General features: G+C 65.3%; 22 protein-coding genes and 1 pseudogene. 12 read left to right on the top strand and 11 right to left on the bottom strand.

Annotated features, from left to right (window positions below; genetic code table 11):
* Window positions 1-5: 5 nt before the first annotated feature.
* The 6 genes from ureC (at window position 6) to ACXJMY_RS23535 (ending at window position 6,261) form a co-directional block, all read left to right on the top strand.
* Complete coding sequence (gene ureC / locus ACXJMY_RS23560) at window positions 6-1,721, top strand: urease subunit alpha (protein ID WP_456621737.1); 1,716 nt, start codon at window positions 6-8, stop codon at window positions 1,719-1,721.
* A 141-nt stretch (window positions 1,722-1,862) separates the two neighbouring features.
* Window positions 1,863-2,162, top strand: a complete 300-nt coding sequence (locus ACXJMY_RS23555; RefSeq protein ID WP_148755265.1) for a putative quinol monooxygenase — start codon at window positions 1,863-1,865, stop codon at window positions 2,160-2,162.
* Window positions 2,163-2,177: 15 nt separating this feature from the next.
* Window positions 2,178-2,813, top strand: coding sequence for an urease accessory protein UreE (locus tag ACXJMY_RS23550; protein WP_456621736.1), 636 nt, complete (start codon window positions 2,178-2,180; stop codon window positions 2,811-2,813).
* Window positions 2,794-3,522, top strand: a complete 729-nt coding sequence (locus ACXJMY_RS23545) for an urease accessory protein UreF (protein ID WP_456621800.1) — start codon at window positions 2,794-2,796, stop codon at window positions 3,520-3,522. Before ACXJMY_RS23550 ends, ACXJMY_RS23545 begins: the two co-directional genes overlap by 20 nt.
* A gap of 159 nt (window positions 3,523-3,681) precedes the next feature.
* Window positions 3,682-4,305 carry an urease accessory protein UreG gene (gene ureG / locus ACXJMY_RS23540; RefSeq protein WP_456621735.1) on the top strand — a complete coding sequence of 208 codons (624 nt, stop codon included), beginning with the start codon at window positions 3,682-3,684 and terminating at the stop codon, window positions 4,303-4,305.
* A 297-nt stretch (window positions 4,306-4,602) separates the two neighbouring features.
* Window positions 4,603-6,261 carry a CHASE domain-containing protein gene (locus ACXJMY_RS23535; RefSeq protein ID WP_456621734.1) on the top strand — a complete coding sequence of 553 codons (1,659 nt, stop codon included), beginning with the start codon at window positions 4,603-4,605 and terminating at the stop codon, window positions 6,259-6,261.
* A 12-nt stretch (window positions 6,262-6,273) separates the two neighbouring features.
* Here ACXJMY_RS23535 and ACXJMY_RS23530 read toward each other — a convergent pair whose 3' ends face one another.
* From ACXJMY_RS23530 to ACXJMY_RS23520, 3 genes are all read right to left on the bottom strand, one after another.
* Complete coding sequence (locus tag ACXJMY_RS23530) at window positions 6,274-6,633, bottom strand: RidA family protein (protein ID WP_456621733.1); 360 nt, start codon at window positions 6,631-6,633, stop codon at window positions 6,274-6,276.
* A gap of 109 nt (window positions 6,634-6,742) precedes the next feature.
* Window positions 6,743-7,351: a TetR/AcrR family transcriptional regulator gene (locus tag ACXJMY_RS23525; protein ID WP_456621799.1), complete on the bottom strand. Its 609-nt coding sequence runs from the start codon at window positions 7,349-7,351 to the stop codon at window positions 6,743-6,745.
* Between the two features lie 139 nt (window positions 7,352-7,490).
* Complete coding sequence (locus ACXJMY_RS23520) at window positions 7,491-8,633, bottom strand: OpgC domain-containing protein (RefSeq protein WP_456621732.1); 1,143 nt, start codon at window positions 8,631-8,633, stop codon at window positions 7,491-7,493.
* 356 nt (window positions 8,634-8,989) lie between these two features.
* Here ACXJMY_RS23520 and ACXJMY_RS23515 point away from each other — a divergent pair, with 356 nt between their 5' ends.
* From ACXJMY_RS23515 to ACXJMY_RS23505, 3 genes are read left to right on the top strand one after another with little or no spacing between them, the layout of a single operon-like run.
* Complete coding sequence (locus ACXJMY_RS23515; protein WP_456621731.1) at window positions 8,990-11,317, top strand: TonB-dependent siderophore receptor; 2,328 nt, start codon at window positions 8,990-8,992, stop codon at window positions 11,315-11,317.
* 9 nt (window positions 11,318-11,326) lie between these two features.
* Window positions 11,327-12,541 (top strand): PepSY-associated TM helix domain-containing protein, encoded by a 1,215-nt coding sequence (locus ACXJMY_RS23510; RefSeq protein WP_456621730.1) that lies wholly within the window; start codon window positions 11,327-11,329, stop codon window positions 12,539-12,541.
* Window positions 12,538-12,720, top strand: coding sequence for a hypothetical protein (locus ACXJMY_RS23505; RefSeq protein ID WP_456621729.1), 183 nt, complete (start codon window positions 12,538-12,540; stop codon window positions 12,718-12,720). Before ACXJMY_RS23510 ends, ACXJMY_RS23505 begins: the two co-directional genes overlap by 4 nt.
* 1 nt (window position 12,721) lies before the next feature.
* Here the strand turns inward: ACXJMY_RS23505 and ACXJMY_RS23500 are convergent, their stop codons facing one another.
* From ACXJMY_RS23500 to ACXJMY_RS23490, 3 genes are all read right to left on the bottom strand, one after another.
* Window positions 12,722-13,177 (bottom strand): hypothetical protein, encoded by a 456-nt coding sequence (locus ACXJMY_RS23500; RefSeq protein ID WP_456621728.1) that lies wholly within the window; start codon window positions 13,175-13,177, stop codon window positions 12,722-12,724.
* Window positions 13,178-13,256: 79 nt separating this feature from the next.
* Complete coding sequence (locus ACXJMY_RS23495) at window positions 13,257-13,628, bottom strand: DUF883 family protein (RefSeq protein WP_456621727.1); 372 nt, start codon at window positions 13,626-13,628, stop codon at window positions 13,257-13,259.
* 76 nt (window positions 13,629-13,704) lie between these two features.
* Window positions 13,705-14,817 carry an AI-2E family transporter gene (locus ACXJMY_RS23490; RefSeq protein ID WP_456621726.1) on the bottom strand — a complete coding sequence of 371 codons (1,113 nt, stop codon included), beginning with the start codon at window positions 14,815-14,817 and terminating at the stop codon, window positions 13,705-13,707.
* Between the two features lie 208 nt (window positions 14,818-15,025).
* On the opposite strand from ACXJMY_RS23490, the gene ACXJMY_RS23485 reads away from it, so the two are divergent.
* Both ACXJMY_RS23485 and ACXJMY_RS23480 read left to right on the top strand, forming a co-directional pair.
* Window positions 15,026-15,781, top strand: coding sequence for a L,D-transpeptidase (locus ACXJMY_RS23485; protein ID WP_456621725.1), 756 nt, complete (start codon window positions 15,026-15,028; stop codon window positions 15,779-15,781).
* Between the two features lie 8 nt (window positions 15,782-15,789).
* A complete protein-coding gene (locus ACXJMY_RS23480) occupies window positions 15,790-16,440 on the top strand; it encodes a DUF2865 domain-containing protein (protein ID WP_456621724.1) in 651 nt (216 codons plus the stop codon).
* A 116-nt stretch (window positions 16,441-16,556) separates the two neighbouring features.
* Here ACXJMY_RS23480 and ACXJMY_RS23475 read toward each other — a convergent pair whose 3' ends face one another.
* Entirely contained in the window at window positions 16,557-18,650 is a 2,094-nt protein-coding gene (locus ACXJMY_RS23475) for a methyl-accepting chemotaxis protein (protein ID WP_456621723.1), read from the bottom strand.
* Window positions 18,651-19,045: 395 nt separating this feature from the next.
* The gene (locus ACXJMY_RS23470) at window positions 19,046-21,139 is read right to left on the bottom strand and encodes a methyl-accepting chemotaxis protein (protein WP_456621722.1); all 2,094 of its coding nucleotides are present in this window, start codon (window positions 21,137-21,139) and stop codon (window positions 19,046-19,048) included.
* 273 nt (window positions 21,140-21,412) lie between these two features.
* Here ACXJMY_RS23470 and ACXJMY_RS23465 point away from each other — a divergent pair, with 273 nt between their 5' ends.
* Entirely contained in the window at window positions 21,413-21,568 is a 156-nt protein-coding gene (locus ACXJMY_RS23465) for a Thivi_2564 family membrane protein (RefSeq protein WP_254116026.1), read from the top strand.
* 199 nt (window positions 21,569-21,767) lie between these two features.
* Here the strand turns inward: ACXJMY_RS23465 and ACXJMY_RS23460 are convergent, their stop codons facing one another.
* The 3 genes and pseudogenes from ACXJMY_RS23460 to ACXJMY_RS23450 all read right to left on the bottom strand — a co-directional run.
* Window positions 21,768-21,968 (bottom strand): CsbD family protein, encoded by a 201-nt coding sequence (locus ACXJMY_RS23460; RefSeq protein ID WP_456621721.1) that lies wholly within the window; start codon window positions 21,966-21,968, stop codon window positions 21,768-21,770.
* Window positions 21,969-22,236: 268 nt separating this feature from the next.
* A complete protein-coding gene (locus ACXJMY_RS23455; protein WP_456621720.1) occupies window positions 22,237-24,402 on the bottom strand; it encodes a malate synthase G in 2,166 nt (721 codons plus the stop codon).
* Window positions 24,403-24,779: 377 nt separating this feature from the next.
* Window positions 24,780-24,980, bottom strand: a pseudogene (locus ACXJMY_RS23450) (adenylyl-sulfate kinase); the annotation flags it as partial.

Raw genomic sequence — 24,980 nt, 5'->3', positions numbered from 1 at the left:
TTGTGATGTCCGTCAAAATCAAACGTTCCGTCTATGCCGACATGTTCGGCCCGACCACCGGCGACAAGGTGCGGCTGGCCGACACCGATCTCATCATCGAGGTCGAGAAGGATTTCACCACCTATGGCGAGGAGGTGAAGTTCGGAGGCGGCAAGGTGATCCGCGACGGCATGGGACAGTCGCAGGTCACCAACCGGCAGGGCGCGGCCGACACCGTCATCACCAACGCGCTGATCGTCGATCACTGGGGCATCGTAAAGGCCGACGTCGCGATCAAGGAGGGCATGATCTCCGCGATCGGCAAGGCCGGCAATCCCGACATCCAGCCGGGCGTCACCATCATCATCGGCCCCGGCACCGATGTGATCGCGGGCGAAGGCAAGATCCTCACCGCCGGCGGCTTCGACAGCCACATCCATTTCATCTGCCCGCAGCAGATCGAGCACGCGCTGATGGCGGGCGTCACCTCGATGCTCGGCGGCGGCACCGGTCCGTCGCACGGCACCTTTGCCACCACCTGCACGCCGGGCCCATGGCACATGGGGCGGATGATCCAGTCGTTCGACGCCTTCCCGGTCAATCTCGGCATCTCCGGCAAGGGCAACGCCTCGCGGCCCGCGGCCCTGGTCGAGATGATCAAGGGCGGCGCCTGCGCGCTGAAGCTGCACGAGGACTGGGGCACGACGCCGGCCGCGATCGACAATTGCCTGTCGGTCGCCGACGATTACGACGTCCAGGTCATGCTTCATTCCGACACGTTGAACGAATCCGGCTTCGTCGAGGACACCATCAAGGCCTTCAAGGGCCGCACCATCCACGCCTTCCACACCGAAGGCGCCGGCGGCGGCCATGCCCCCGACATCATCAAGGTCGCGGGCCTGAAGAACGTGCTGCCGTCATCGACCAACCCGACGCGGCCCTTCACCCGCAACACCATCGACGAGCATCTCGACATGCTGATGGTGTGCCACCATCTCGATCCCTCGATCGCGGAGGACCTGGCGTTCGCCGAGAGCCGCATCCGGAAAGAGACCATCGCGGCCGAGGACATTTTGCATGATCTCGGTGCGCTCTCGATGATGTCCTCGGACTCCCAGGCCATGGGCCGTCTGGGCGAAGTGATCATCCGCACCTGGCAGACCGCCGACAAGATGAAGAAGCAGCGCGGGTCGCTGCCGCAGGACAAGGGCAAGGACAACGACAATTTCCGCGTCAAGCGCTACATCGCCAAGTACACGATCAATCCCGCGATCGCCCATGGCGTGTCGAAGCTGATCGGCTCGGTCGAGAAGGGCAAGCTCGCCGACCTCGTGCTGTGGTCGCCGGCCTTCTTCGGCGTCAAGCCGGACTGCATCATCAAGGGCGGCTCGATCGTCGCAGCTCCCATGGGCGATCCCAACGCCTCGATCCCGACGCCGCAGCCGGTGCACTACCAGCCGATGTTCGCCGCCTTCGGCAAGGCGCGCACCGCGTCCTCCGTCGTGTTCACATCGAAGGCTGCGGTCACCGGCGGCCTGGCCCGCAAGCTCGGCATCGACAAGAAGCTCTATGCCGTCCAGAACACCCGCGGCAAGATCTCGAAAAAGAGCATGATCCACAACGACGCCACGCCCAACATCGAGGTCGATCCGGAGACCTACGAGGTGCGCGCCGACGGAGAGTTGCTCACCTGCGCGCCGGCCGAGGTGCTGCCGATGGCGCAGCGATATTTCATGTACTGAAATAGCGCCTCAACGCATGTCCCGAGATTATGTCCCGAGCGCAGGTCCGGGGGCGGCTTTTTCCGGTTTTGCGTTCGATCCCGCATGGTCTAAGGTCCCGCCCGGTATCTTGCCTCAGAAGAAAAGCCGGGAGGATTTCTCGTGATCTACGTCGTTGCCACCCTGACCATCAAGCCCGAGACGCGCGCCGAATTCATTGCAGCCGCCACCGCCTGCATCAAGGAGACGCGGAAAGAGCCCGGCAATATCGCCTATGACCTGCATGAGAGCGTCACCGATCCGACCAAGATGGTGTTCGTCGAGCAGTGGGAGAATGCCGAGGCGCTGGTGCCGCATCGCGGCCAGGAGCACATGAAGACGTTCGGCCGCGTGGCGGTAAAGTGCTTCACGGCGCCGCCGAAGATCGAAGTGATCACGCCCGAGAAGGTCGAGACACGGTAACAGGACGACAGCAGCATGATCCGGGCGACACAGGTCAGGGGACAGCACCGCTTCACGGAAGCACCAGTGGATACGGTCGTGCTCGATTTCGACGATCGGCACCGCCGCCGCATGGCGATGACGGGGACGCGGGGCCTCGAGTTTCTGCTCGACCTGGAAAACGCCGTCGCGTTGCGCGGCGGTGATGCGCTGGTGCTGGAAGATGGCCGGCTGGTCGAAGTGGTCGCGGCGCCCGAGCCGCTCCTGGAGATCCGCGGCCACGATCCGCACCACCTGATCCGCGTCGGCTGGCATCTCGGCAACCGCCATCTGCCGACGCAGATCATGGCCAAGGGCCTGCGCATCCGCCGGGATCACGTCATCGAGGCGATGGTGAAGGGACTCGGCGCGCGCGTGATCGAGATCGAGGCGCCGTTCGATCCCGAAGGCGGCGCCTACGCCGATGCCGGTCACGCCCACGGCCATGACGACCATGCCCATGATCACGGGCATCACGATCATGGTCACGATCACCATGATCATCACGGCCATGATCACCACCATCATGATCACGCCGCGCATGACCATCACGGGCACGACCACCACCATGATGAGCATTGCGACCACCCCGACCATGATCACGGCCACAGCCATGCTCATGACCGCAAATGAGCCGGTCGACGCCCGTCGCCTCACCGAGGGTGAGGCGGCGGCGCTGTACCGGCTCATGACCTGGCTGTCGCCGGCGTTCCCTGTCGGCGGCTTCTCCTACTCGAGCGGCATCGAATGGGCAGTCGAGGCCGGCGACATCGTCGACACCGCGACGCTCGCCGACTGGCTCGATGCGATGCTGGTTGACGGCTCGGGCTTTTGCGATGCGACGTTTCTGGTCCATGCCTATCGGGCCGCCGAGGCAGGCGAGGATGCCGCTTTGCGCGACATCGCGGAGCTTGCCGCGGCCTTCGTGCCGTCGCGCGAGCGGCAGCTCGAGACGGCCTCGCAGGGACGCGCCTTCATCGAGATCGCGCGGGCGGCGTGGGATGCCGACGGGCTGGATGCCATGGTCGCGGCGTGCCGCACGCCGCTGATTTATCCCGTCGCCGTCGGCGTGGTCGCCGCGATGCACGGCGTGCCGCTGGCTGCGACCTTGCACGCCTTCTTGCACGCGGTGGTCTCGAACTGGATCTCGGCGGCAAGCCGGCTCATTCCGCTCGGCCAGACCGACAGCCAGCGCGTTCTGGTGACGATGGAAGCCGCCGTCGCCGCAACCGCCAATCGTGCGCTGATTGCGTCACTGGACGATCTCGGCAGCGCGACGTTCCGCGCCGATCTCGCCAGCCTGCGGCACGAGACGCAATACACGCGGCTGTTCCGGTCATGAGTGCGAGGCGGCACACTCCGCCGTCGTCCTGGCGAAAGCCAGGACCCATAACCACGAATGCTTGTGGTTATGGATGGCCGTGGCCACAGCTTGCCGCGACAACCGGGTTCAGTGGTAATGGGTCCTGGCTTTCGCCAGGACGACGATAGGAAAGAATCAATGGCTACGTCTCACGGCCCCTTGCGTGTGGGCATTGGCGGCCCGGTCGGGTCGGGCAAGACCGCGCTGATGGACCTGCTCTGCAAGACCATGCGCGAGCGTTATGACATCGCCGCGATCACCAACGACATCTACACCAAATGGGATGCCGAATTCCTGGTGCGCTCGGGCTCGCTGACGCCTGACCGCATCGCCGGGGTCGAGACCGGCGGTTGCCCGCACACCGCGATCCGCGAGGACGCCTCGATGAACCTGGCCGCGGTGGCGGACATGCGCGCGAAATTTCCCGGGCTCGACCTCGTGCTGATCGAATCCGGCGGCGACAATCTGGCTGCCACTTTTTCCCCGGAGCTGGCCGACCTCACCATCTACGTCATCGACGTGGCCGCGGGCGACAAGATCCCGTCCAAGGGCGGCCCCGGCATCACCCGGTCCGACCTTCTGGTCATCAACAAGATCGACCTCGCGCCTCATGTCGGCGCCTCCCTGGAGAAGATGGAAACCGATGCCAAGCGCATGCGCGGCGCGCGCCCCTTTGTCATGACCAACCTGAAGAAGAGCGAGGGGCTCGACCGCATCGTCGGCTTCATTGAGGCCAAGGGCGGATTGCAACGGGCGAGCTGACCAGCGCGACGACATGGCGCAGGGGGCGCCGCCGTTAACGCCTGTGGCAGCGCGGTAACCGCGGAACAAATTTCGGACACGGCGATTGACTACCTCCGGTACCCGGGGCCAGTCCATCCCGGCCGGACGATCGGCCGGGCGGATTAAGCTTTTCAGGCGACCCAAGTTGCGTACTGATGCCTCCTCCTTCATTATCTCCGTCACTGGGGTCCACTCTGTTACGGCACATAGCCGTTCGAGCGGCATTCATATGCTCCGTGCTTATTGCCGACCTCCTGCTTTCGCCTGAGTAATCGCGTGGTCCGGCTGGGTTTTATCATCGGCTTCATTGCTCTGCTCGGAGCCCTGCTCTCCGGGCTTGCGGCCTATCGCGTCCACGACCAGGAGCTGGCGCTCGACCGAATCGCGCTGGCGCGCGCGATCGACGTTCATGCGAGCCTGGTCCAGGACCGGCTGACCGAGCGCGAACTGCTCGCGCGTGTCGCCTCCGGCCTGTTCCGTGCGCCGTCGGTGATCAAGCCGAACATGCTGGAGCCGCTGCGCTCGGCGATCTACGCCTTCAAGACCGATTTCGTGGTGGCCGGCTGGGTCGCCCGGCTGAAGCCGAACGAGCTGGCGGCAGCGCAGGCCGCCATCGCGGGCGCCGGCTTCCCGAATCCGCGAATCCGCGCCTACGACGACAGGCCGATCGATCCGGCGAGCGTCACCCAGCCGATCGACGTGCTGATGGATCTCGAGCCCCGCAGCGACGAAACCAAGGCGCTGCCCGGCCGCAGCTACGACCAGGATCCGGTTCGCAGCGCGATGCTGACCCGCGCCAGGCTGGAGAAGAGATCGGTTGCCTCCGATCCGGTTCCTCTGCTGCGCCCGAACGGGCCGATCGGCGTCATCGTGGCCGCTCCCGTCATTCCCGAGGGCGCGGTGGAGCCGGCCGGCTTCGTCACGTTTTCCTATGAGCTCGCTTCGCTCATGTTGACCAATGACGACATGTCGCTGTTCTCGGTCGCGCTCAAGGATCCGCGCAGGGAAGGTGGCGAACTGGTCGCCAACGACCAGGGCGTGGTCTCCGCGCGCATGGCCCAGCCCGACGGGCCGGTGCCGTCGGCGACGCGAACCGTGAGCTTCGGCGGCCGCGACTGGCAGCTCGGCTACTACGCGAAGACCAATTCGGCGCGGCGCGCGGAGCAGACCGCGATCATCGTGGCCGCGATCGGCTTCGCCATCACCGCCATGGTGTGCGGCCTGTTCGGCTACGTCGCCTACAACAATTTGCGGCTCAGCCGCGAAATCCAGGTGCGGATCGGCTTCGAGCGGCGGCTGACGGCGGTGATCGACGAGCTCAATCACCGGGTCAAGAACATCCTGGCCGTGATCCAGTCGATCGTGACGCGGACGCTGCGCCATGGCTCCGACATCGACGTCGCCCGCGAGCTCCTGATCGGCCGCATCCACGCCATGTCCAACGTGGTCTCGCTACTCAGCGAGAGCCAGTGGCAGGGCGTCAAGCTGAAGGGCCTGTTCGAGGCGCGCGCCATTCCGCATGCCGACCGCATCGCCGTCAGCGGCCCGGACATCGCGGTCAGCGCGCGCGCCGCGCAGAGCCTGTCGCTGCTGTTCTTCGAACTCGCCTCGCACTCCGACGAGGGCCTGTCGCTGGTGGGCAAGCATCCGCACATCACCGCGAACTGGACGGTGACGGGTGAGGCGGGCGACGAGGTCTTCCAATTCCGCTGGGAGGAGTTCAACACCAGCGAGGCGACGCGCCGCCCCGATTCCGATTTCGGCCTGATCCTGCTCGACCGCGTCGCGCCCGAAGCGCTCGGCGGCACCGCCAAGCGGTTCTTCACCGAGGCCTCCTATGTCTACGAGCTGACCGCGCCGATGGAGACGGTCGTCGACATGACCGAGCGCGATCGCACCGAGAAGCTTTCGCAGCCGGTGAAGCCGGTGCGGTAAGCCTCGCGCACTTCAACTCGAGGTCAGTCGGGCAGCGATCGCGGTCATCTCGAGCTTGACGCCTGAACCGAGATCGGCCACGCCGACGACGGCGCGTGCCGGCAGATGGGCTTCGGCAAAGTGCGCTTTCCAAGCCGCATTGAACGCAGCCTTTTCGCCAAGATTCGTGACGAAGATGGTCACCTGCAACACGCTGGCCGGGTCGGATCCAAGAGTCTTCAGCAGACGCGACAATTGGCCAAGCACATCGTTTGCCTGACCCGACATGTCGAGGCTCGTGTCCTCGGCGACGATTCCGCCGATGTAAAGCACGCCGCCATGCTCGACCACTTCGTGGAGCAATCCTTCGTATGGCAAGATGCGTTTGATCATGATGAGACTGATGCTCCTGTGGGGAAAGACGTGAGATGTCCGCGCATTCTTGTCGCCAAGGCATGGACCTCGAGTCGGCGGCGGACGGCGGGCATTTTCAGCGCCTGATCTAGCCCTTCGGCCGCAGCACGAGGTCGACCAGATTGCGCGCGTAGCCAGGCGTGATCGGCGCGATGCCGAAGACGTAGCGGTAGAACAGGCTGCCATAGATCGCGTCGTAGAGATCCTCGGGCGGACCCTCGGCCAGGATGCTGCCGTCCTCTTGGCCCGCCGCGATCATCTCCACCAGCGCGTCGCGGCGCAATTGCAGATAGCGTGCATAGAACAGCTCCGCCGAGCCGGTCCTGGAGATGCACTCGGAGATGACGGCGAGTTGCACTTTGCCGAACTCGCCCTGGAGCGCGTCGGCATAGGCCGCAGCATGACGACGCGCGCGCGCCGCGGGCGTGCCGGAACTCGCCGGCGGCAGCGGCAGCATCTGCGCGGCATGGTGGAGAAAGGCGTCGATCAGCAGCGCTTCCCGCGACGGCCACCATTTGTAGATCGTCATCTTGGAGACGTTGGAGTGGCGCGCGACTGCGTCGATCGTGGTCGCGGCGAGGCCGGTGGCGGCCATCAGCGCGTAGGCGCTTTCGAGAATGGCGTGGGTGGTCTCGATCGACCGCGGCCGGCCGCGCCGCGGCGCGCTGTCGGCCCCTTCACCCTCGCCTTTCGCCATCACCACGCCCGGTCTCCTCGCGCAGACACCACCTTGGCCCGGCATAGCGCAGCCGCAGCCCTCGGCCTAGCGGAATCGAGGCGTCCGGGCGGTCAGAGCACGAACCGGACCCGACGGTTCATCCCGATGTCGTCGCGCCTTAGCCCTGCTGCCGCAAGGCCGCGGGCAGGTCCTGCCGCTTCGACCAGGAGATGTAATAAGCGACCGCGGTCATCGCCGCGAAGCCGACGAGGCTCACGACGATCTGCATCACCACCAGGTTGGGTCCGGTGATCAGGATGAGATGGCCGGCGAACGACAGGAACACGGCGGCGCAGAACACGGCGAGCCATTCCTCGCCGCATGCGATCACGGCCTGAAGCGGTCTCCATTGCAGGCCGGGATGATCGGCCGGAATGAGGTGGGTCGCAAGGAAGGCGAGCGCGAGGAAGTGGACCACGCGATAGGGCGCGAGGTTTTCCTTGTCGGTCGGCGCGATGCTGTTGAGGATGACGTCAGGCAGGTAGACGGAAAGCGCCGGCGCGTGGCGCATCAGCGTGATCGCCATCGCGAACACGAGATAGGCGCCCGCGAGCACGCGCAGCCAGGACATGCCGTGCAGCGCGCGGCCCGACGCGCCGGTCACCGCGAACCAGCCGCCCAGCACCATCAGCATCTGCCAGCAGAACGGGTTGAAGGTCCATTCCTGATCCGGATAGACCCGGAAATTCCACTCGAACCAGCGCGCGGCAAAGTACAGGGCGACGGATGCTGCCAACGTCAGGTTCGGACCCCGCAACAACCCCCACAGCGCAAACGGAAAGAACGCCATCAGCGGGATCATCAGTTGCAGGAGATCGAGGTTCAGCGGCTCTTCCTGGAGCACCAGTCCGCGGACCAGGATGCGCAGCGGGTGCTCGAGGATGCCCGAGATGTTGTATTCGTGGATGATCTCCGGCGCCATCGATTGCGAGGCCACATAGGCGATGGTGTCGATATAGATCACGAACAGCACGACATAGGCGGCGTAGAGCCGCCAGACGCGGCGAAATATGCGCGTCGCCGCGACCACGTAACCGCGCTCCAGCGCCATCCTGCCGTGGATGATGGCAACGCCATAACCCACCACGAACACGAACAGGTCGGCAGCGCCGCTGAAGCCGAAGTTTCGCAGCGTCAGCAGGTTGACGACGTTGTTCGGGATGTGGTCGACGAAAACCGACCAGTTGGCGATGCCGAGCGTCAAATACAGCCTGGCGTCGTGATGGAATGCGGCGAGGTTCGCCTTGACGGACGGTTTCATCGCGGAAAATGACTTTTGGAATCAGGGGCGCCGCTTTTAGCGGCAACCGCCCGCCTATCCGAGTAGCGTTTGCGTGAATGGGCCCTGATCTGTCTCGGCCGACGAAAAATTGCGCCGGGCAGGCCGTCGAATTTCTGGAGGTCGGTTGATCCGACCCGCAACGCAACTTTCGGAAAGGAGACGGCGGCGCGCCTTCGCCCACCCTGCATGGCCTTGTTTCCGCTTGCAGCGCTTCTGGAGTCTGGAAATGGAAAACCTCCAGTCTGTAGGTCTTCTACCCCGCAGCGCCGAACCGCTGCGGTAATCCCTGATCCGGCAGCAGCAACGTGCGGCCGTTGGAAGTTGGGGAAGTTGTGGTGGGCGTCTGGGAAGTGCGGCGCTGGCGGCTGATGGGGGCCGTCAGCTCGGTCGTTTTGGTCATTGGTACGGGAGGGGCGGCGGCACAATCAGCGACGGCGGGGTCGCCCGGGGCCGGGGCCGCGACCCAGCTCAGCCCGATCGTGGTTCAGGGTGGCGAGGCGCCGAGGCGCGCCAGTGCATCACCCGCGCGCAGCCGCAGCGCGGCGCGGTCGCGAGCAACGGCACGCTCCAATGCGCCTGCAGGCGCCGCGGTCGCCGCCACGGCGGGAGCCGGGGCCAGCCACAAGGAGTCGGCCTTCGGCCATGTCGACGGCATGGTCGCCACCCGCAGCGGCACCGGCACCAAGACCGACGCGGCGCTGATCGAGACGCCGGCCGCGATCTCCGTCGTGACGCAGGACCAGATCCAGGCCCAGGGTGCGCAGAGCATCGCGCAGGCGGTGCGTTACACGTCGGGCGTGCGGACTGAGAATCTGGGCGCCGACGCGCGCTTCGACAACGTCTACATTCGGGGCTTCCTGGCCRACCAGTATCTGGACTCATTGCGGCTGCTCAATTTCGGCGTATTCGCCTATCCAATCATCGAGCCCTTCAACCTCGAGCGCGYCGAGATCTTGCACGGCCCGGCCTCGGTCCTCTACGGTCAGTCGTCGCCCGGCGGTATCGTCGATCTCGTCAGCAAACGTCCGACGCTCGAGCCCTATCACGAGATGTTCGTCTCGACCGGTAGTTATGGCCGCGCGCAAGCGGGCGTCGACCTCTCCGGTCCGATCGACAAGAACAAGGAGTTTCTCTACCGCTTCACGGCGTCTGGCTTCGACGTGGGCAGTCAGGTCGATCATGCCGATTACCAGCGCATCTCGATCGCGCCGTCGCTGACTTGGCGGCCGGATAACAACACCACGCTGACCGTGCTCGGAACCTATCAGCGTGATCCCAAGGCCGGCTTCTACAATCAGCTGCTGCCCAACGGTATCGGCACCATCACGCCCTACAAGGGTAGCTACATCCCGACGAGCTTCTATTCCGGCGAGCCGAACTTCGACAAGACGGACCGGACCCTCGGTACGGTCGGCTACCTGCTCGAACACAGCTTCAACAACAACGTCAAGGTCCGGCAGAACCTGCGCTACATGGACGTCAGCACCGATTTTGCGGTGGTGTCGCCCGGCGGCGGTCAGCTCGATCCGACCAAGCTGAGCCGCAGCGCCTTCACCACACAGGAGGTTATCCGCTCGTTCAACGTCGACAACCAGGCCGAAGCCAAATTCAACGCCGGTCCGTTCGAGCACACGGTGCTTGCCGGCCTCGACTATACCAACGCCACGGACAAGCGGCTCAACGGCATGCTCTCGGTTGCGCCGACGATCAACGCGTTCAATCCGGTCTACGGCGTGCCGTTCGGTCCGGTGCCCTACACGTCGAATGTTCGGCAGAAGATCGAGCAGCTCGGCGTCTATGCACAGGACCAGATCAAGTTCGACCGCTGGGTCGCGCTGCTCGGCATCCGCCACGATCTGGCGCAGTCCCGCACCGAGACCCTGACCTACGGGAGCGGCACCGCGATCGCACCGAAATCCGATACGGCGGTTACCAAGCGCGGCGCACTGCTCTACAAGTTCGACAACGGGATTGCGCCCTACATCCAGTACACCGAGTCATTTCAGCCGACCGCCGGCACGGATGCTCTTCTCCGCTCGTTTGCGCCGACGACCGGCCAGCAGGAGGAGGCGGGCATCAAGTACCAGCCCAACGCGAAATCGCTCTATACGCTCGCCGCGTTCAACCTGATCCAGCAGAACGTGCTGACGCCGGATACGGATCCGTCGCATCCCCCCGGCTCCCGCGTTCAGACCGGCGAGATCCGTTCGCGGGGCATCGAGCTGGAGGCCAAGACCGAGATCAGTCCCGAGCTGACGGTGTTGGCGTCCTACACCTATCTCGACAACATCGTGACGCGGACCAACACTCCGAGCCAGCTCGGCAAGCATCCGGTCATCGCTCCGATGAATTCGGCATCAGCCTGGGTCGATTACACCTTCCATGGCGGGCCGCTCGACGGCTTTGGCCTCTCCGGCGGCGTGCGCTATGTCGGCGAGACGGCCGGCAATACCGCGAACACGTTCTATGTCCCGGACGTCACGCTGTTCGATGCAGCGCTTCACTACGACTTCTCCGCGTTGGGGCCGCTGTTCAAGGGGTATTCGGCACAGGTCAACGCCACCAATATCTTCGACAAAACCTACGTGACGCTCTGTCAGGACATCGGCTGCTATTACGGCCTGCGCCGCAACGTGATTGCGACGCTGCGCTACCGTTGGTAGGGGAGGGGCATGGGCGAGCAGGCCACCTTCGACGGACGTGCGTACGAGCGGAAGGCCGCGCTTCGACGCTGGCTGTTCGTGCACAAATGGTCGAGCCTGATCTGCACGCTGTTCCTGCTCCTGATCTGCATCACCGGCCTGCCGCTGGTGTTGCGCGACGAGATCGACAATTTGCTCGACGACGCCTTGCCCTATGCGCAGGTGCCGGAGAGCACGCCCAATGTCAGCCTCGACCGAATCGTCGAGGCCGGGCGGAAGATGTATCCGGGCGAGACCGTCATCTCGGTGTTCGTCGATGACGACGAGCCCAAGATCATGATGTTCATGGCGAGCTCATGGGAGGCATTCAAGGCCAACCGCAGGTCGCTGCACTCGATCCGGTTCGATGCCCATACCGGTGACGTGCTGAAACAGACGAAACCGTTCGGCGAGGACGGCCTCACCTTCCTGCAACTGATGCTGTCCCTGCATCGCGATTTGTTCGCAGGGCTCGCGGGCGAGCTGTTCCTCGGCGCGATGGCGCTGCTGTTCATCGCGGCAATCGTCTCCGGGATCGCGATCTACGGGCCGTTCATGCGCAAGCTCGATTTCGGCACGGTGCGCGCGAGCCGTTCGCGGCGGCTGAAATGGCTCGACCTGCACAACCTGCTCGGCGTCGCCACGCTCGGTTGGGCGCTGGTGGTCGGCGCCACCGGCGTGATCAACGAGCTTTCGACGCCGCTGTTCGCGCTGTGGCAGCAGACCGACGTGCGCGCCATGCTGGCGCCGCTGCAAGGCAAGCCGGTGCCGCAGACGTCCGAACTGTCCTCGCCGCAAGCTGCGTACGACACCGTGAAGGCGGCGTTTCCGGACATGATCACGACCAGCGTGGTCTATCCGGGCGCCCCCTTCGGATCGCCGTTTCACTACGTGGTCTGGACCAAGGGCAAGCAGCCGCTGACCTCGCGCCTGTTCAGTCCCGTGCTGGTCGATGCCAGAAGCGGTGCGCTGGTGTCCGCGGTCACCATGCCCTGGTATCTGCGCGCGCTGGAGCTGTCGCGCCCGCTGCATTTCGGCGATTACGGCGGCATGCCGCTGAAGATCATCTGGGTGGTGCTCGACCTCGTCACCATTTTCATTCTCGGCAGCGGACTCTATCTCTGGTTCGCGCGATCGCCGGTCGCGAAGACGCAAGAACAACCGGCCGCGGTCATGCCGCTGGCTTCGCCGGGCGGCGCCGAATGACTGGCCGCCGTTCGATTGCCCTGATCTGGCGCTGGCCGGCGTTGCTCGCGGCCTTCAGCATTTTCGGCCTGCTTTCGGCACTGCTCGGCCAGACGGGGGTCTGGCTGCCATTGTCCTGGATCGCTCTGGCCACTCCGCTCGCGGTGGCCGCGATCTGCGTCAGCCGCAGCCGGGGATGATTTACTCGGCCGGTTCGGCCGAAGCCTCGTCGGGGGCACCGGCACGGCTCGCCATGATCCCGAGCGCGACGCCGCCGATCGCCAGGATCGGCAGCAGCCGCTTGATCCCGATGGCACGAACAATCTGGAGCCCCGTCGCGATCAGCACGGGGTCGGAGAGCATGCTCGTGGCCGCCGACTTCGCGGCGCGCTCGGCGGCGATCCGGGCGCGCTTCCGCGCCTCCCGCTTGTAGCCCCAATAGGTGCCCGCCGCGGCGAGCGTGAGCAGGAAGAAGATGCCGGCGCCCGCGAGGCAGGCCTGCACGGGTCCATATGTCTCCAGAACCGATATGAAGGCGGCGGCGCAGAGGAAGCTGGTGGTGATGAAGAGCGCGAATGCGGCGCCGGCCGCGAGCGACGTCAGCCGGACTGTCGTGCCCGTCGATGCGCTGATGCCGTCGATGATGCGTTGAAACATGGACTTGCTCCTCAAATCCCCACAAGCCGACAGCGGCGGCGCCGGAGCGCCGCCATCATCTCACGATCCCCCGCGCATCTCAGCGGCGCCACGCCACGCCGATCAGGAAGCCGATGCCGAGCGCGATGCCGACGGTCGCAAGCGGCCGCTGCGTGATGGCATCTTCCAGCGTTTCCTCGATCGACCCGTAAGCATCCTGCGCCGCGCCCATCATGGCGCTGCCGCGCTCCGACATGTCGTCGAGCGTCGAATCCACGTTCTCGCGGGCTTGCTTGTAACCACGCCGGGCCTGCTTGCCCGTCGCGTTGGCAAACGTATTGAGGGCATCGGTGATCTGTTCTGTGAGGGCGGCGATATCGCTTTTCACGGCTGCTACATCCTTCTCGAGGCGTTCCCTGGTGGCTTTGTCGGTCCAGTCTCTCATCCTGGTGTCGCCGTCGGTTGTTGACATCACAAGCTCCGAACTGTTGGCGGTGAGATGAGCGGAAAACGTTTCGTTGTGACGGAAGTTCCGTCATCGAAACCCCTCATCCTTGCGGCAGCTGCGGCGAATCCGCCGGCGCGAGATGCTCCTTGAGGATCAGCGCAACGATCAGCAGCGGAGAGGCGAGGAAGGCGCCCATCGGCCCCCACAGCCAGGTCCAGAAGGCGAGGGCGATGAAGACGGCCAGCGCATTCAACTCCAGCCTGCGGCCGATGATGGTCGGGGTCACGAAGTGCCCCTCCAGGAAGGTGATGCCGCCGAAGGCGAGCGCCGCCATCAATCCGCCGCCCAGGGTCGGGAAGGCGACGAGCCCCACCACGACCAGCACGGCGAACATCGCGACCGGCCCGATGATCGGGATGAAGTTGAGCGCGGCCGCGAGCGCGCCGAGTCCGGCTGGATTTGGCATGCCGGTCAGCGCACAGATCAGCCCTGTGACAATGCCGACGCCCACATTGATGACGGTCACCGTCAGCAGGTAATTGCCGAGATGGACCTCGATCTCGTTGAGGATCCGCAGCATCCGCAGCCGCGCGTCGCGGTCGCCGAAGGTCATGATCAGGCCGCGCCTGAGATCGCGCCAGCTCGCGATGAACAGGATCAGGGTGGCGAAGAACAGCAGGAATTCGGTGAATGTCGGCGACAGGAATTCCAGCGTCGGCTGGACCCATTCGAATTTCGGCAGTTGCAGGCTCGGCAGCGCCTCCGGACCGCCGACCATGATTTGCAGCTCCTGCCACAAGGCGAGCGGCCGATCGAACAAATGCAGCTTGTCCTTCAGCTTCGCACCGAGCTCGGGAAGGCGTGAGCTCCATTCCATCAACGGCGAGGCGATCAGCGCGACCACGAAGGCGACCACCGCCGTCACCGCGATCACGATCAGCACCGCGCCGACCGCGCGCGGCACCCGCCGGCGTTCCAGGAAGCCCGCGGCGGGCGACAGCATGGTGCCGGTGACGAACGCCATCACGACGGGCAGGAAGAATGGCTTGCCGACATAGAGCACTGCGACCACGGAGATCAGGAGCAGGCCAGCGAGCGCGAAGGCGACAAATTCGGCGCGGCGGATCACCGGCGGCAGGTCAGTCTTGCTGTCGGGGAGCGGCGTGCTTTCGCTGTTGTCGGAAGTCAGACGTTCACTGGGAAGGACGCGCACAATCTCTCTCCCGCACGGAAGCTTCCATCCGGGCGCCCGTTGACCAGGGGAGAACGTCGGGGGCCCGCTGCGGTTCCATCGCGGCTTCGTGAAGAATGGCTCGCTTGACTGTGACTTCGCAGCCGCACGTCGCCGTGGAACTTGAGTCGGTCCTGCCGCGTTTATCGGACGCGCATCACCCGGATGCACACATCCAATGGGGCAGCACATGACCAGGTTCTCTGTCCATCGCCGGCTTTCGCCGCGCACTTTCACTGGCTTTGCCGTTGCGACAGCGCTGCTGACGATGCCGTTCGCGGCACACGCCCAGACGCTCGGCTACGCGCCGTTGCAGCTGCACGGCTTTCCACAGGACCGGGCCTACGCCCCTGCGGACGCGCAAACGGCCGACGAGGACGCCGCGCTTCCCGATCGCCTGCGCCGGCAGATCGTGAGCTTCGATCGAAACGAGCCGGCCGGCACGATCGTCATCGATACCGCCAATACCTATCTCTACTACGTGCTCGGCCAGGGCCGTGCCATCCGCTATGGCGTCGGCGTCGGCCGTCAGGGCTTCACCTGGGCCGGCGTGCAAAGCGTGACGCGCAAGGCGGAGTGGCCGGACTGGCATCCGCCGGCCGAGATGATCGCGCGCCAGCCTTATCTGCCGCGCTTCGTGGCCGGCGGTCCCGGCAATCCGCTAGGCGCCCGGGCGATGTATCTCGGTTCGAGCGAGTACCGCATCCACGGCACCAACGATCCCACCACGATCGGCAAGTTCGTCTCCTCCGGCTGTATCCGCCTGACCAATGCGGATGTCACCGACCTTTTCAACCGCGTCAATGTCGGCGCCAAGGTGGTCGTGCTGCCTAAGAACGCCCCGTTGATGGCCAGGGACGGCGATCCCGTGCGCAAGCGCCCGGCGGTGACGACGCTGCCGACCGGCCGTCAGGCGCTGAACATCCCGACGTCGTCGGTCAACTAAGAGGTCACATGGGTATCCGCTCGATCAACAGGCTGGCCGGTGGCGCGGCGGCATTGTTCGCCGTCGCTTCCCTCGGCCTCGTACTGACGCCGCCGGCGCATGCGCAGGATTTCTTCTCGGCGCTGTTCGGCGCGTTCGGAGCACGGCCGCCGCAGATCCGGACGCCGTTTCCGGGCGACGACATGCCCCGCTACGATGCGCCGCGTGGCCGCATCGCCTATGGCGGCGGACTGGCCTATTGCGTGCGGGGCTGCGACGGCCGCTATTTCCCGGCCCAAGGCGCCGACAGCGAGAGCAAGGCGCAATCCTGCAAGAGCTTCTGTCCGGCCGCCGAAACGTCGCTGGTTTATGGCAGCAATATCGACAATGCGGCGACGGAGACCGGAAAGTCCTATTCCGACCTGCCGAACGCGTTCCGCTACCGCAACGAGATCGTCGCGGGCTGCACCTGCAACGGCAAGGATACGGTCGGGCTCGCGCCCGTGAAGGCCGAGGACGATCCCACCTTGCGCAGGGGCGACATCGTCGCCAGCGCGGGCGGCCTCGTTATCGCCAACCGCAATGCCAACGATCGCGGCGGCGTCGCGATGAACTTCTCGCCACTGCCGGAATCGGTGCGCGCAAGATTCCGCCAGGTGCCGGTGGTGGCCAAGGAGTAGGGGCGCGTCGCTTCGCATCTTCCCCAGGACGAGAATGATGCGAGGCCGGTGCCCCAATCACCGCCGTCGTCCCGGCCTTCGCCGGGACGACAGCGAGGGTGTAGCGCCAGCGTGCCTTATGCCGCGCGGATCCTGCCGAGGAAGTCGCTGACCTGCCGGCCGAGCTGCTGGCTCTGGGTCTCCAGCAGCTCGGAGGCCTGCTTGACGTTCTCCGCCGCGCCGGCCGCGGTGTCGGCGTCGGCCTTGACGCCGGTGATGTTGTCCGAGACGTTCTTGGTGCCCTGCGCCGCATATTGCGTGCTGCGGGTGATCTCCTGGGTCGCCGCGCCCTGCTCCTGGACGGCGGCGGCGATCGCGGTGGCGACCTCGTTGACCTCGCCGATGATGCCGCCGATCGCCTGGATCGCGTTGATGGCGTCGCCGGCGACCTTCTGGATGTCGGCGATCTGGCCGGAGATTTCCTCGGTGGCCTTCGCGGTCTGGCTGGCGAGCGACTTCACCTCGGAGGCGACCACGGCGAAGCCGCGGCCAGCTTCGCCGGCACGCGCCGCCTCGATCGTGGCGTTGAGCGCGAGCAGGTTGGTCTGTGCCGCGATGGTGTTGATCAGGCCGACCACCTCGCCGATGCGTCCTGCGGACTGCGCCAGCCCCTGGACGGTGCCGTCGGTCTCGCGCGCCTGGTTGACGGCGCGGCTGGCGATGCCCGCGGCATGCGCGGCCTGCTGGCTGATGTCGTTGATCGAGGCGCTGAGCTCCTCGGCGGCGGCGGCGACGCTGTCGACGCTCATCGAGGCGTCGTTTGAGGCCTTGCCCGCGACCTCGACGCGTTCGTTGGTCTGGCGCGACACGGCCGAAAGGTCGCCCGAGGTTTTCCGCATCTCGCTCGAGGCATCGCTCAATTCGCCGAGCGACCGGCGCACGACGCCCTCGAACTCGCCGACATAGGTCTCGATCGCGCGCTGGCGCGCGGCGGCGCCGGCGTTGCGTTCGCGCTCCTGGGCTTCGATCTTCAGCTTGTCGGTGGCCTGCTGCTTGAAGGTCTCCAGCGCGCCGGCGAGCGAGCCGATCTCGTCGTGGCGGTCGAGATAGCCGCTGTCGACGCCGAGATCGCCGCCGGCGACCTTCAGCATGGCGTCGCGGATCCGGTGCAGCGGCGTGATCACGCGGCGGCTGACGGCCATCATCGCCGCGCCGGTCAGGAGGATCGCGGCGGCGAGCAGCGCCGTATTGACGATCAGCGACTGCACTGCTGTCGCGCGCTGGGTCGCGGAGTGATCCTTGGCCGCGTCGAGCGCGGCGTCGGCGAGCTTGATCGCGCTCGCCATGCGGCCGACCGAATAAGGGCTCCACTGGTTGGCGGTCATTGACGGTTTCTCGCCCTTGGCGACCGCGGCGATGATGCCGTCGCGCGTGGTGGCGTATTGTGGGTCGAAATAGACGGCCTTGGCGTTCGCCATGGCCGCAGCGAGCGCCGGCGGCAATTGCATGCCCACCGTGGCGAGCTCGATCGCATTCCAGGCCGTATCGGTGCCGCCGACGAACTTCGTATAGGCGAGCTGAAGCTCAGGCGTGATCTTGCCGGTGCCGAGCGCATTGCCGACGATCAGCGAGGACTCGCCGGCGCTCAGGCGCAAGAGCCAGGCCATCTGCTTGAGCATCAGGAGCTGGTCGATGACCGGGTCCTGATGATTGACACTCGCGCTGAGCATCGGCGAGAGTTTTTCGAGGATCGCCATCAGCCCGTCCTCGGCGTCGGTATATTCCTTGGCGAGTGCTGCGCGGCGCGAAGCCTTGGGCTTGGCGACTTCGGTCCAGAATTCCGCCTGCTTCTCAAGCAACACCTTGTTCAGCCGGCCGAGGTCCGACACCATCGTCTCGCCCTGCGGCAAGTCGATGGAGGGAAGAATCTCGGTGGCGCGCGCCAGCGCCGGCATCAGGATGTCGCGGATTCCGCGGATATATTTTTCGATGTCCTGGTCCACCTGGACATCCGAGGTGAGCTGGCGGCTGCTGGTCGAGCGGTCGGCACGGATGTTCGCCATCGCCTTGAACACTTCTGCCGATGCGGCCGAGACCGCAACGATCCGGTTGGCGGCTTGCAGCCGGCCCCATGAGCTCCATGCACTGATCGAGAATCCGATGACGACGACGAGCGCGGTGGACAGGATCACTGCCTTCAGCAGCGCAGAAACGGTCAAGCGGTTCAGCATCGGACACCCCGGTAGGCATTTTCGAAGTTCGTGGCCCCGAGACGGCAGCCCCCCACGAACTTCGAAGAATCAAAGGGATGCGCGCATATGCGCTTGCCGGAGGCAGGCGCCCGGCGCATTTGGCCCGAAAAGAGTAAAAACTTAGACAGTGGCCCTGCCGTAAAATTACGGGACGGTCGGGGACGGGTATCGGGCCGCGCTTGCCGACAGCGTTTGAGGCGTGCTGCTCCTCAACGTCGTCCTGGCGAAGGCCAGGACCCATTACCCCGAGTGCCAGTGTGGTGCGACGCTGACGGCCACCAGCCTGCCCATTGCAGAGTGCGGTGGTAATGGGTCCTGGCTTTCGCCAGGACGACATCGGGATGCGTGGCTCGCCGCGTGCCAATAAACCGAGGCTACGCCGCGCGGATCTTGCCGAGGAAGCCGGAGACCTCCTGGCCGAGCTGGCGGCTCTGGGTCTCCAGCAGCTCGGAGGCGTGCTTCACATTCTCCGCGGCCGCCGCTGCGGCGTCCGCGTCGGCCTTGACGCCGGTGATGTTGTCCGAGACGTTCCTGGTGCCCTGCGCCGCATATTGCGTACTGCGGGTGATCTCCTGGGTTGCCGCACCCTGCTCCTGGACGGCGGCGGCAATCGCGGTCGCGACCTCGTTGACCTCGCCGATGATGCCGCCGATGGTCTGGATCGCGTCGATGGCCTCGCCGGCGACCTTCTGGATGTCGGCGATCTGCTCGGAGATTTCCTCCGTGGCCTTCGCCGTCTGGCTCGCCAGCGACTTCACCTCGGAGGCGACCACCGCGAAGCCGCGGCCGGCCTCGCCGGCGCGGGCTGCCTCGATGGTGGCGTTGAGCGCCAGCAGGTTGGTCTGCTGTGCGATGGTGTTGATCAGGCCGACCACCTCGCCGATGCGTCCTGCGGACTTCGCCAGCCCCTGAACGGTGCCGTCGGTCTCGCTCGCTTGCGTGACGGCGCGGCCGGCGATGCCCGCGGCATGCGCGGCCTGCTGGCTGATGTCGTTGATCGAGGCGCTGAGCTCCTCTGCGGCGGCCGCGACGCTGTCGACGCTCATGGAGGCGTCGTTCGAGGCCTTGCCGGCGACCTGGACACGGTCGTTGGTCTGCCGCGACACCGCGGAGAGATCGCCCGAGGTCTTGCGCATCGCGCCTGAGGCTTCGCTCAATTCGCCCAGCGTCTTGCGCACCGCGCCCTCGAATTCGCCGACATAGGCCTCGATCGCGCTCTGGCGCGCGATGGCGCCCGCATTGCGCTCGCGCTCGTGCTCTTCGATCTTGAGCTTGTCGGTCGCCTGCTGCTTGAAGGTCTCGAGCGCGCCGGCGAGCGCGCCGATCTCGTCTTTCCGGTCGAGATAGCCGCTGTCGACGCCGAGATCGCCGCCGGCGACCTTCAGCATGGCGTCACGGATGGTGTTGAGGGGCTGGATGACGCGGCGGCTGACCAGCATGATGGCGCCAATGGCGAGGCCGATGGCGAGCGTCAGCAGCGCGAGCTGCACGATCAGCGCGCGCTGCGCGCCACTGCGCTGCTCCAGCGTATGCGTCCTGGCGGCATCGAGGGCGGCTTCCGCCACCGCGACCGCGCTTGCCATGCGGCCTACCGTGACCGGGCTCCACTGGTTCGCGGTCATCTCGGGCTTCTCGCCCTTGACCAGCGTGTCCGCAAGGCGGTCACGCAAGGCCAGATATTGCGGCTCGAAATAGGCGGTCTTGATGGCCGCCATGGCGGAGGTGAGCGCCGGCGGCAGCTGCATGCCCGAGGTCGACAGTTCCAGCGCCTTCCACATCGCGGTCGTGCCGCCGACATATTGGGTATAGGCGTAGCGGCCTTCCGGCGTGATCTTGCCGGCGGCAAGCCCGGTCGAGACGATCAGCGAGGCCTCGCCCGCGGTGTTGCGGAGCAGCCAGGCGTTCTGCTTGATCGACAGCAGCTGGTCGATCACGGCATCCTGGTGGTTGACGGTGGCGGCCAGGACGTTCGAGAGCTTGTCGAGCGTCTCGAGCAGGCCCTGCGTCGTCTCCATGTATTCCTTCGGCAAGCCGGCACGGCGCTGGTCCTTCGGCTTCGCCACCTCCTCCCAGAACTGCTTCTGCTCTTCCGACAGCAGCTTGTAGAGGCGCGCGAGCTCCGGAACCAGCGTGCCCGATTGCGGGAAGTCCATGGTCGGCAGCAGGTCGAGCGCACGGGCCATCGCCGGCATCTGGGCGTCGCGCAGCGCGCGCAGATATTTCTCGATCTCCGGGTCCATCGGCTCGGTCGCATTCAGCAGCCGCGTCGTGGTCGAGCGGTCGGTGCGCAGATTGTGCATCGCCTTGAACAGGTCCGCGGAGGCGTCCGCGATCTGCGAGATGCGGCTGGCGGTCTTGAGGCGGTCCCAGGATTCGTAGGCGGTGAGCGAGAGCGCGATCACCACGCAGACCGACGTGATCGCGATCACCGCCTTCAGCAGCGCGGATACGGTCAGACGATTCAGCATCGAAGCCCCCAATTGCAAATTTCAAAAGTCGTCAGGGCGCCCCAGGCAACAACGAAAACAGGGAGGGGCGCGGCGTGGTCGGCAATCGCATGCCGCTGGCGGCGCACCCGCAAACGGTTTCCGCATCTGAGACGAAAAGGGTAAAGTTTTAGGCAGCCGGGAGGCTGGTAGAAGTACGCATTTACTAGAAGTTGCAATGAGTTGCCTGTGTGGAACCAGCGCGCGAGACAGGCGTTAGGACACTGTCAGCAATTTGCCTGAGGGGGCCTCGCGATGCTTGTCGGCGTACTCGTCACCTTTCTCGTCATCATTCTGGTGCTTTATCTCATCAACATGCTGCCGATGGACGGCCGCGCCAAGCAGATCGCGCGCGTCGTCGTGATCATCATTGGCGTCGTGTCGCTGCTGAAATATCTCACGGTGTTTTAGCGGGGCACGTGGTCGTAGCCCGGATGGAGCGAAGCGAAATCCGGGATCTTGCCCCAAGCCATGTCTGTCCCGGATTGCGCGGAGCCTGTCATCGGGCGGCGCTTCGCGCCGACCCGTTGGCTCCATCCGGGCTACGGATCCCAAAACAAAAAAGCCCCGGCGAGAGCCGGGGCTTTTGTCGTTCGTGACGAGACCAGCTCTAATGCAGCGACTTGAGCCAGGCATCGACATCCTGACGGATCTGATCCCGGGCCAAGCCATAGCGTTGCTGGAGCCGGCCTTCGAGCTGTTCGCGGCGACCCTCGATCACGTTGAGGTCGTCGTCGGTGAGCTTGCCCCACTTCTCCTTGGCGGAACCCTTGAACTGCTTCCAGTTTCCTTCGATCCGATTCCAGTCCATGACCATCTCCCGTTGGTTGATGGCCCGACAACGCGAGCGGCGCGCAGCCGTTCCTCCTCGCGCCGCGACGTTTCGCCCGCCGCGGGCGTAGCCCGGATGGAGCGAAGCGAAATCCGGGATCTTGCCCCAAGCACCGCCGGTCCTGGATTACGCGGAGCCTGTCATCGGGCGGCGCTTCGCGCCGACCCGTTGGCTCCATCCGGGCTACAGGCGCCCAACAAAAAAGTCCCGGCGCAGGCCGGGACTTTTGACATTCGTCGAACCAGGATTACCCCGCCGCCTTGGCCTCGCGGCGGCGGGCGGTGAGGATGTATTCGGTGTAGCCGTTCGGCTGCGTGCGGCCTTCGAAGACGAGGTCGCAGGCCGCCTTGAAGGCGACGCCGTCGAAGGACGGCGCCATCGGCTTGTAGAGCGCGTCGCCCGCGTTCTGCTTGTCGACGACGACGGCCATGCGCTTCAGGGATTCCATCACCTGCGCTTCGGTGATGACGCCCTGGTGCAGCCAGTTGGCGAGATGCTGGCTGGAGATGCGCAACGTCGCGCGGTCTTCCATCAGGCCGACATCGTGGATGTCGGGCACCTTGGAACAGCCGACGCCCTGGTCGATCCAGCGCACGACATAACCCAAAATGCCCTGGCAGTTGTTGTCGATCTCCTGCTTGACGTCGTCGGGCGCCCAGTTCGACTTCGACACCGGAATGGTGAGGATGTCGGACAGCTTTGCGCGCGGGCCGCCCTTGGCAAGCTCCTGCTGCCGCGCGATCACGTTGACCTGGTGGTAGTGCAGCGCGTGCAGCGTCGCTGCGGTCGGCGACGGCACCCAGGCGGTGGTGGCGCCGGCCTGCGGATGGGCAAGCTTCTGCGCAAGCATGTCCGCCATCTTGTCGGGCGCGGCCCACATGCCCTTGCCGATCTGGGCGTGGCCGGGCAGGCCGTCGATCAGGCCCATGTCGACGTTCCAGTCCTCATAGGCCTTGATCCAGGCTTGCGCCTTCATCTCGTTCTTGCGGATCATCGGCCCCGCTTCCATCGAGGTGTGGATCTCGTCGCCGGTGCGGTCGAGGAAGCCGGTGTTGATGAACATGATGCGCTTGGAGGCGCGCTGGATGCAGGCCTTGAGGTTGACGGTGGTGCGCCGCTCCTCGTCCATGATGCCGACCTTCATGGTGTTCTCGGCAAGCCCCAGCATCTTCTCGACGCGGTCGAAGATCTCGCAGGTCAGCGACACCTCGTCGGGGCCGTGCATCTTCGGCTTGACGATATAGGCAGATCCGGTGCGGCTGTTCCTGACCTTGGAATTGCCTTTGAGGTCATGGATCGCAAGCAGGCCCGAGACGGCGGCGTCGAGCAGGCCCTCCGGAATCTCCTCGCCCTTCTCGTCCAGCACCGCGTCGGTGAACATGTGATGGCCGACATTGCGCATCAGCAGCAGGCTGCGGCCGTGCAGCTTGACCTCGCCCTTGCCGTCCGGCGTCTTGTAGCTGCGGTCACTGTTGAGCGCGCGCGTCAGCGTCTTGCCGCCCTTCTCGAAATCGGCCGACAGCGTGCCGTTCATCAGGCCGAGCGTGTTGCGGTAGACCAGCACCTTGTCCTCGGCATCGACCGCCGCGACCGAGTCCTCCATGTCGAGGATGGTCGAGACCGCGGACTCCATGAGCATATCGGCGACGCCGGCCGGATCGTCCTTGCCGATGATGTTGCTGCGGTCGATCCTGACCTCGACGTGCAGGCCGTTGTTGACGAGCAGCACGGCGGAGGGCGCGGCGGCATCGCCCTGGAAGCCCGCGAACTGCGCGGCGTTCTTCAGCGCGGTGGCGTTGCCGCTCTTCAGCTTCACCGCGAGCTGGCCGGCGACCACGCTATAGGCGGTGACGTCGGTGTGGCTGCCGGTCGCGAGCGGCACGGCGGCATCGAGGAACGCCTTGGCCTTGGCGATCACCTTGTCGCCGCGTGCCTTGTTGTAGCCCTTGCCGGCGTCGCCCGCATCATGCGGGATCGCGTCGGTGCCGTAGAAGGCGTCATAGAGCGAGCCCCAGCGCGCATTCGCCGCGTTCAGCGCGTAGCGTGCGTTGGTGAGGGGCACGACGAGCTGCGGCCCGCAGATCTTGCCGATTTCTTCATCAACATTGGCGGTCTCGACGGTCTGCGTCGCCGGCTCGGGCAGGAGATAGCCGATCTCCTTCAGGAAGGCGGTATAGGCGTTGATGTCGAACGGCTTGCCCTTGCTGGCGCGGTGCCAGTCGTCGATCTTGGTCTGCAGCGTGTCGCGGACCGCGAGCAGCGCGCGGTTCTTCGGTCCGAGATCCCGGATGATGGCGGCGAGCCCGGCCCAGAACGCGTCGGGCGCGATTCCCGTCTTCGGGGCCGCTTCCTTGGCGATGAAATCGAACAGGACGGGGGCGATCTTCAGTCCGTGGGCGTCGACGCGTTTCATGATGGGCTTTCTTGTTGGAAATGGCTGTTTTTGGCTGCTTTTGACCCGACAGCAGCAAAATGCGCCCGCAAAGGGCAGCTTTCAGGGTCCTATTAGCCTCAAAATCGGGGCCGTGAGAAGGCCCCCGACGCCTGTCAAAATGTCAAGGCGAGGTGGGCGGGCCGGCGAGGACGGCATCTGGCGTCAAATGCCAAAGCAATGGGCGCGATCTCTCCCCGGCGTCGTCCCGGCGAAGGCCGGGACGCATAACCACAGGAAGTAGTTTGGCGAAGATTAGTAGTCCGGGACTCGCACCTCATCCCCACCGAAAGATCACGTGGTATGGGTCCGGGCCTTCGCCGGGACGACACCGATGATGTGGCGCGATAATCGGCGCCTCAAATATGTGCGGCGAGATCCACCCGCTCGTCGAACAGCACGCCGGACTCTTTCAGCATCTGTTCGATCTCATCGGCAGCCTCGGCAACCCTTCTCGTCGAGGTGTAGATCTCGAGTTCGGCGGCCTCGGGCCTCTCGTTGTCGTTGCCGATGACGGTGAACGACGCCAGCGCGCCGGCGCGGGCCTTCTTGTAATGGCC

This window comes from Bradyrhizobium sp. P5_C12 (genome assembly GCF_054049735.1).
The sequence above is the reverse complement of the archived record's forward strand: the minus strand, read 5'-3'. Positions and strand labels throughout refer to the sequence as shown.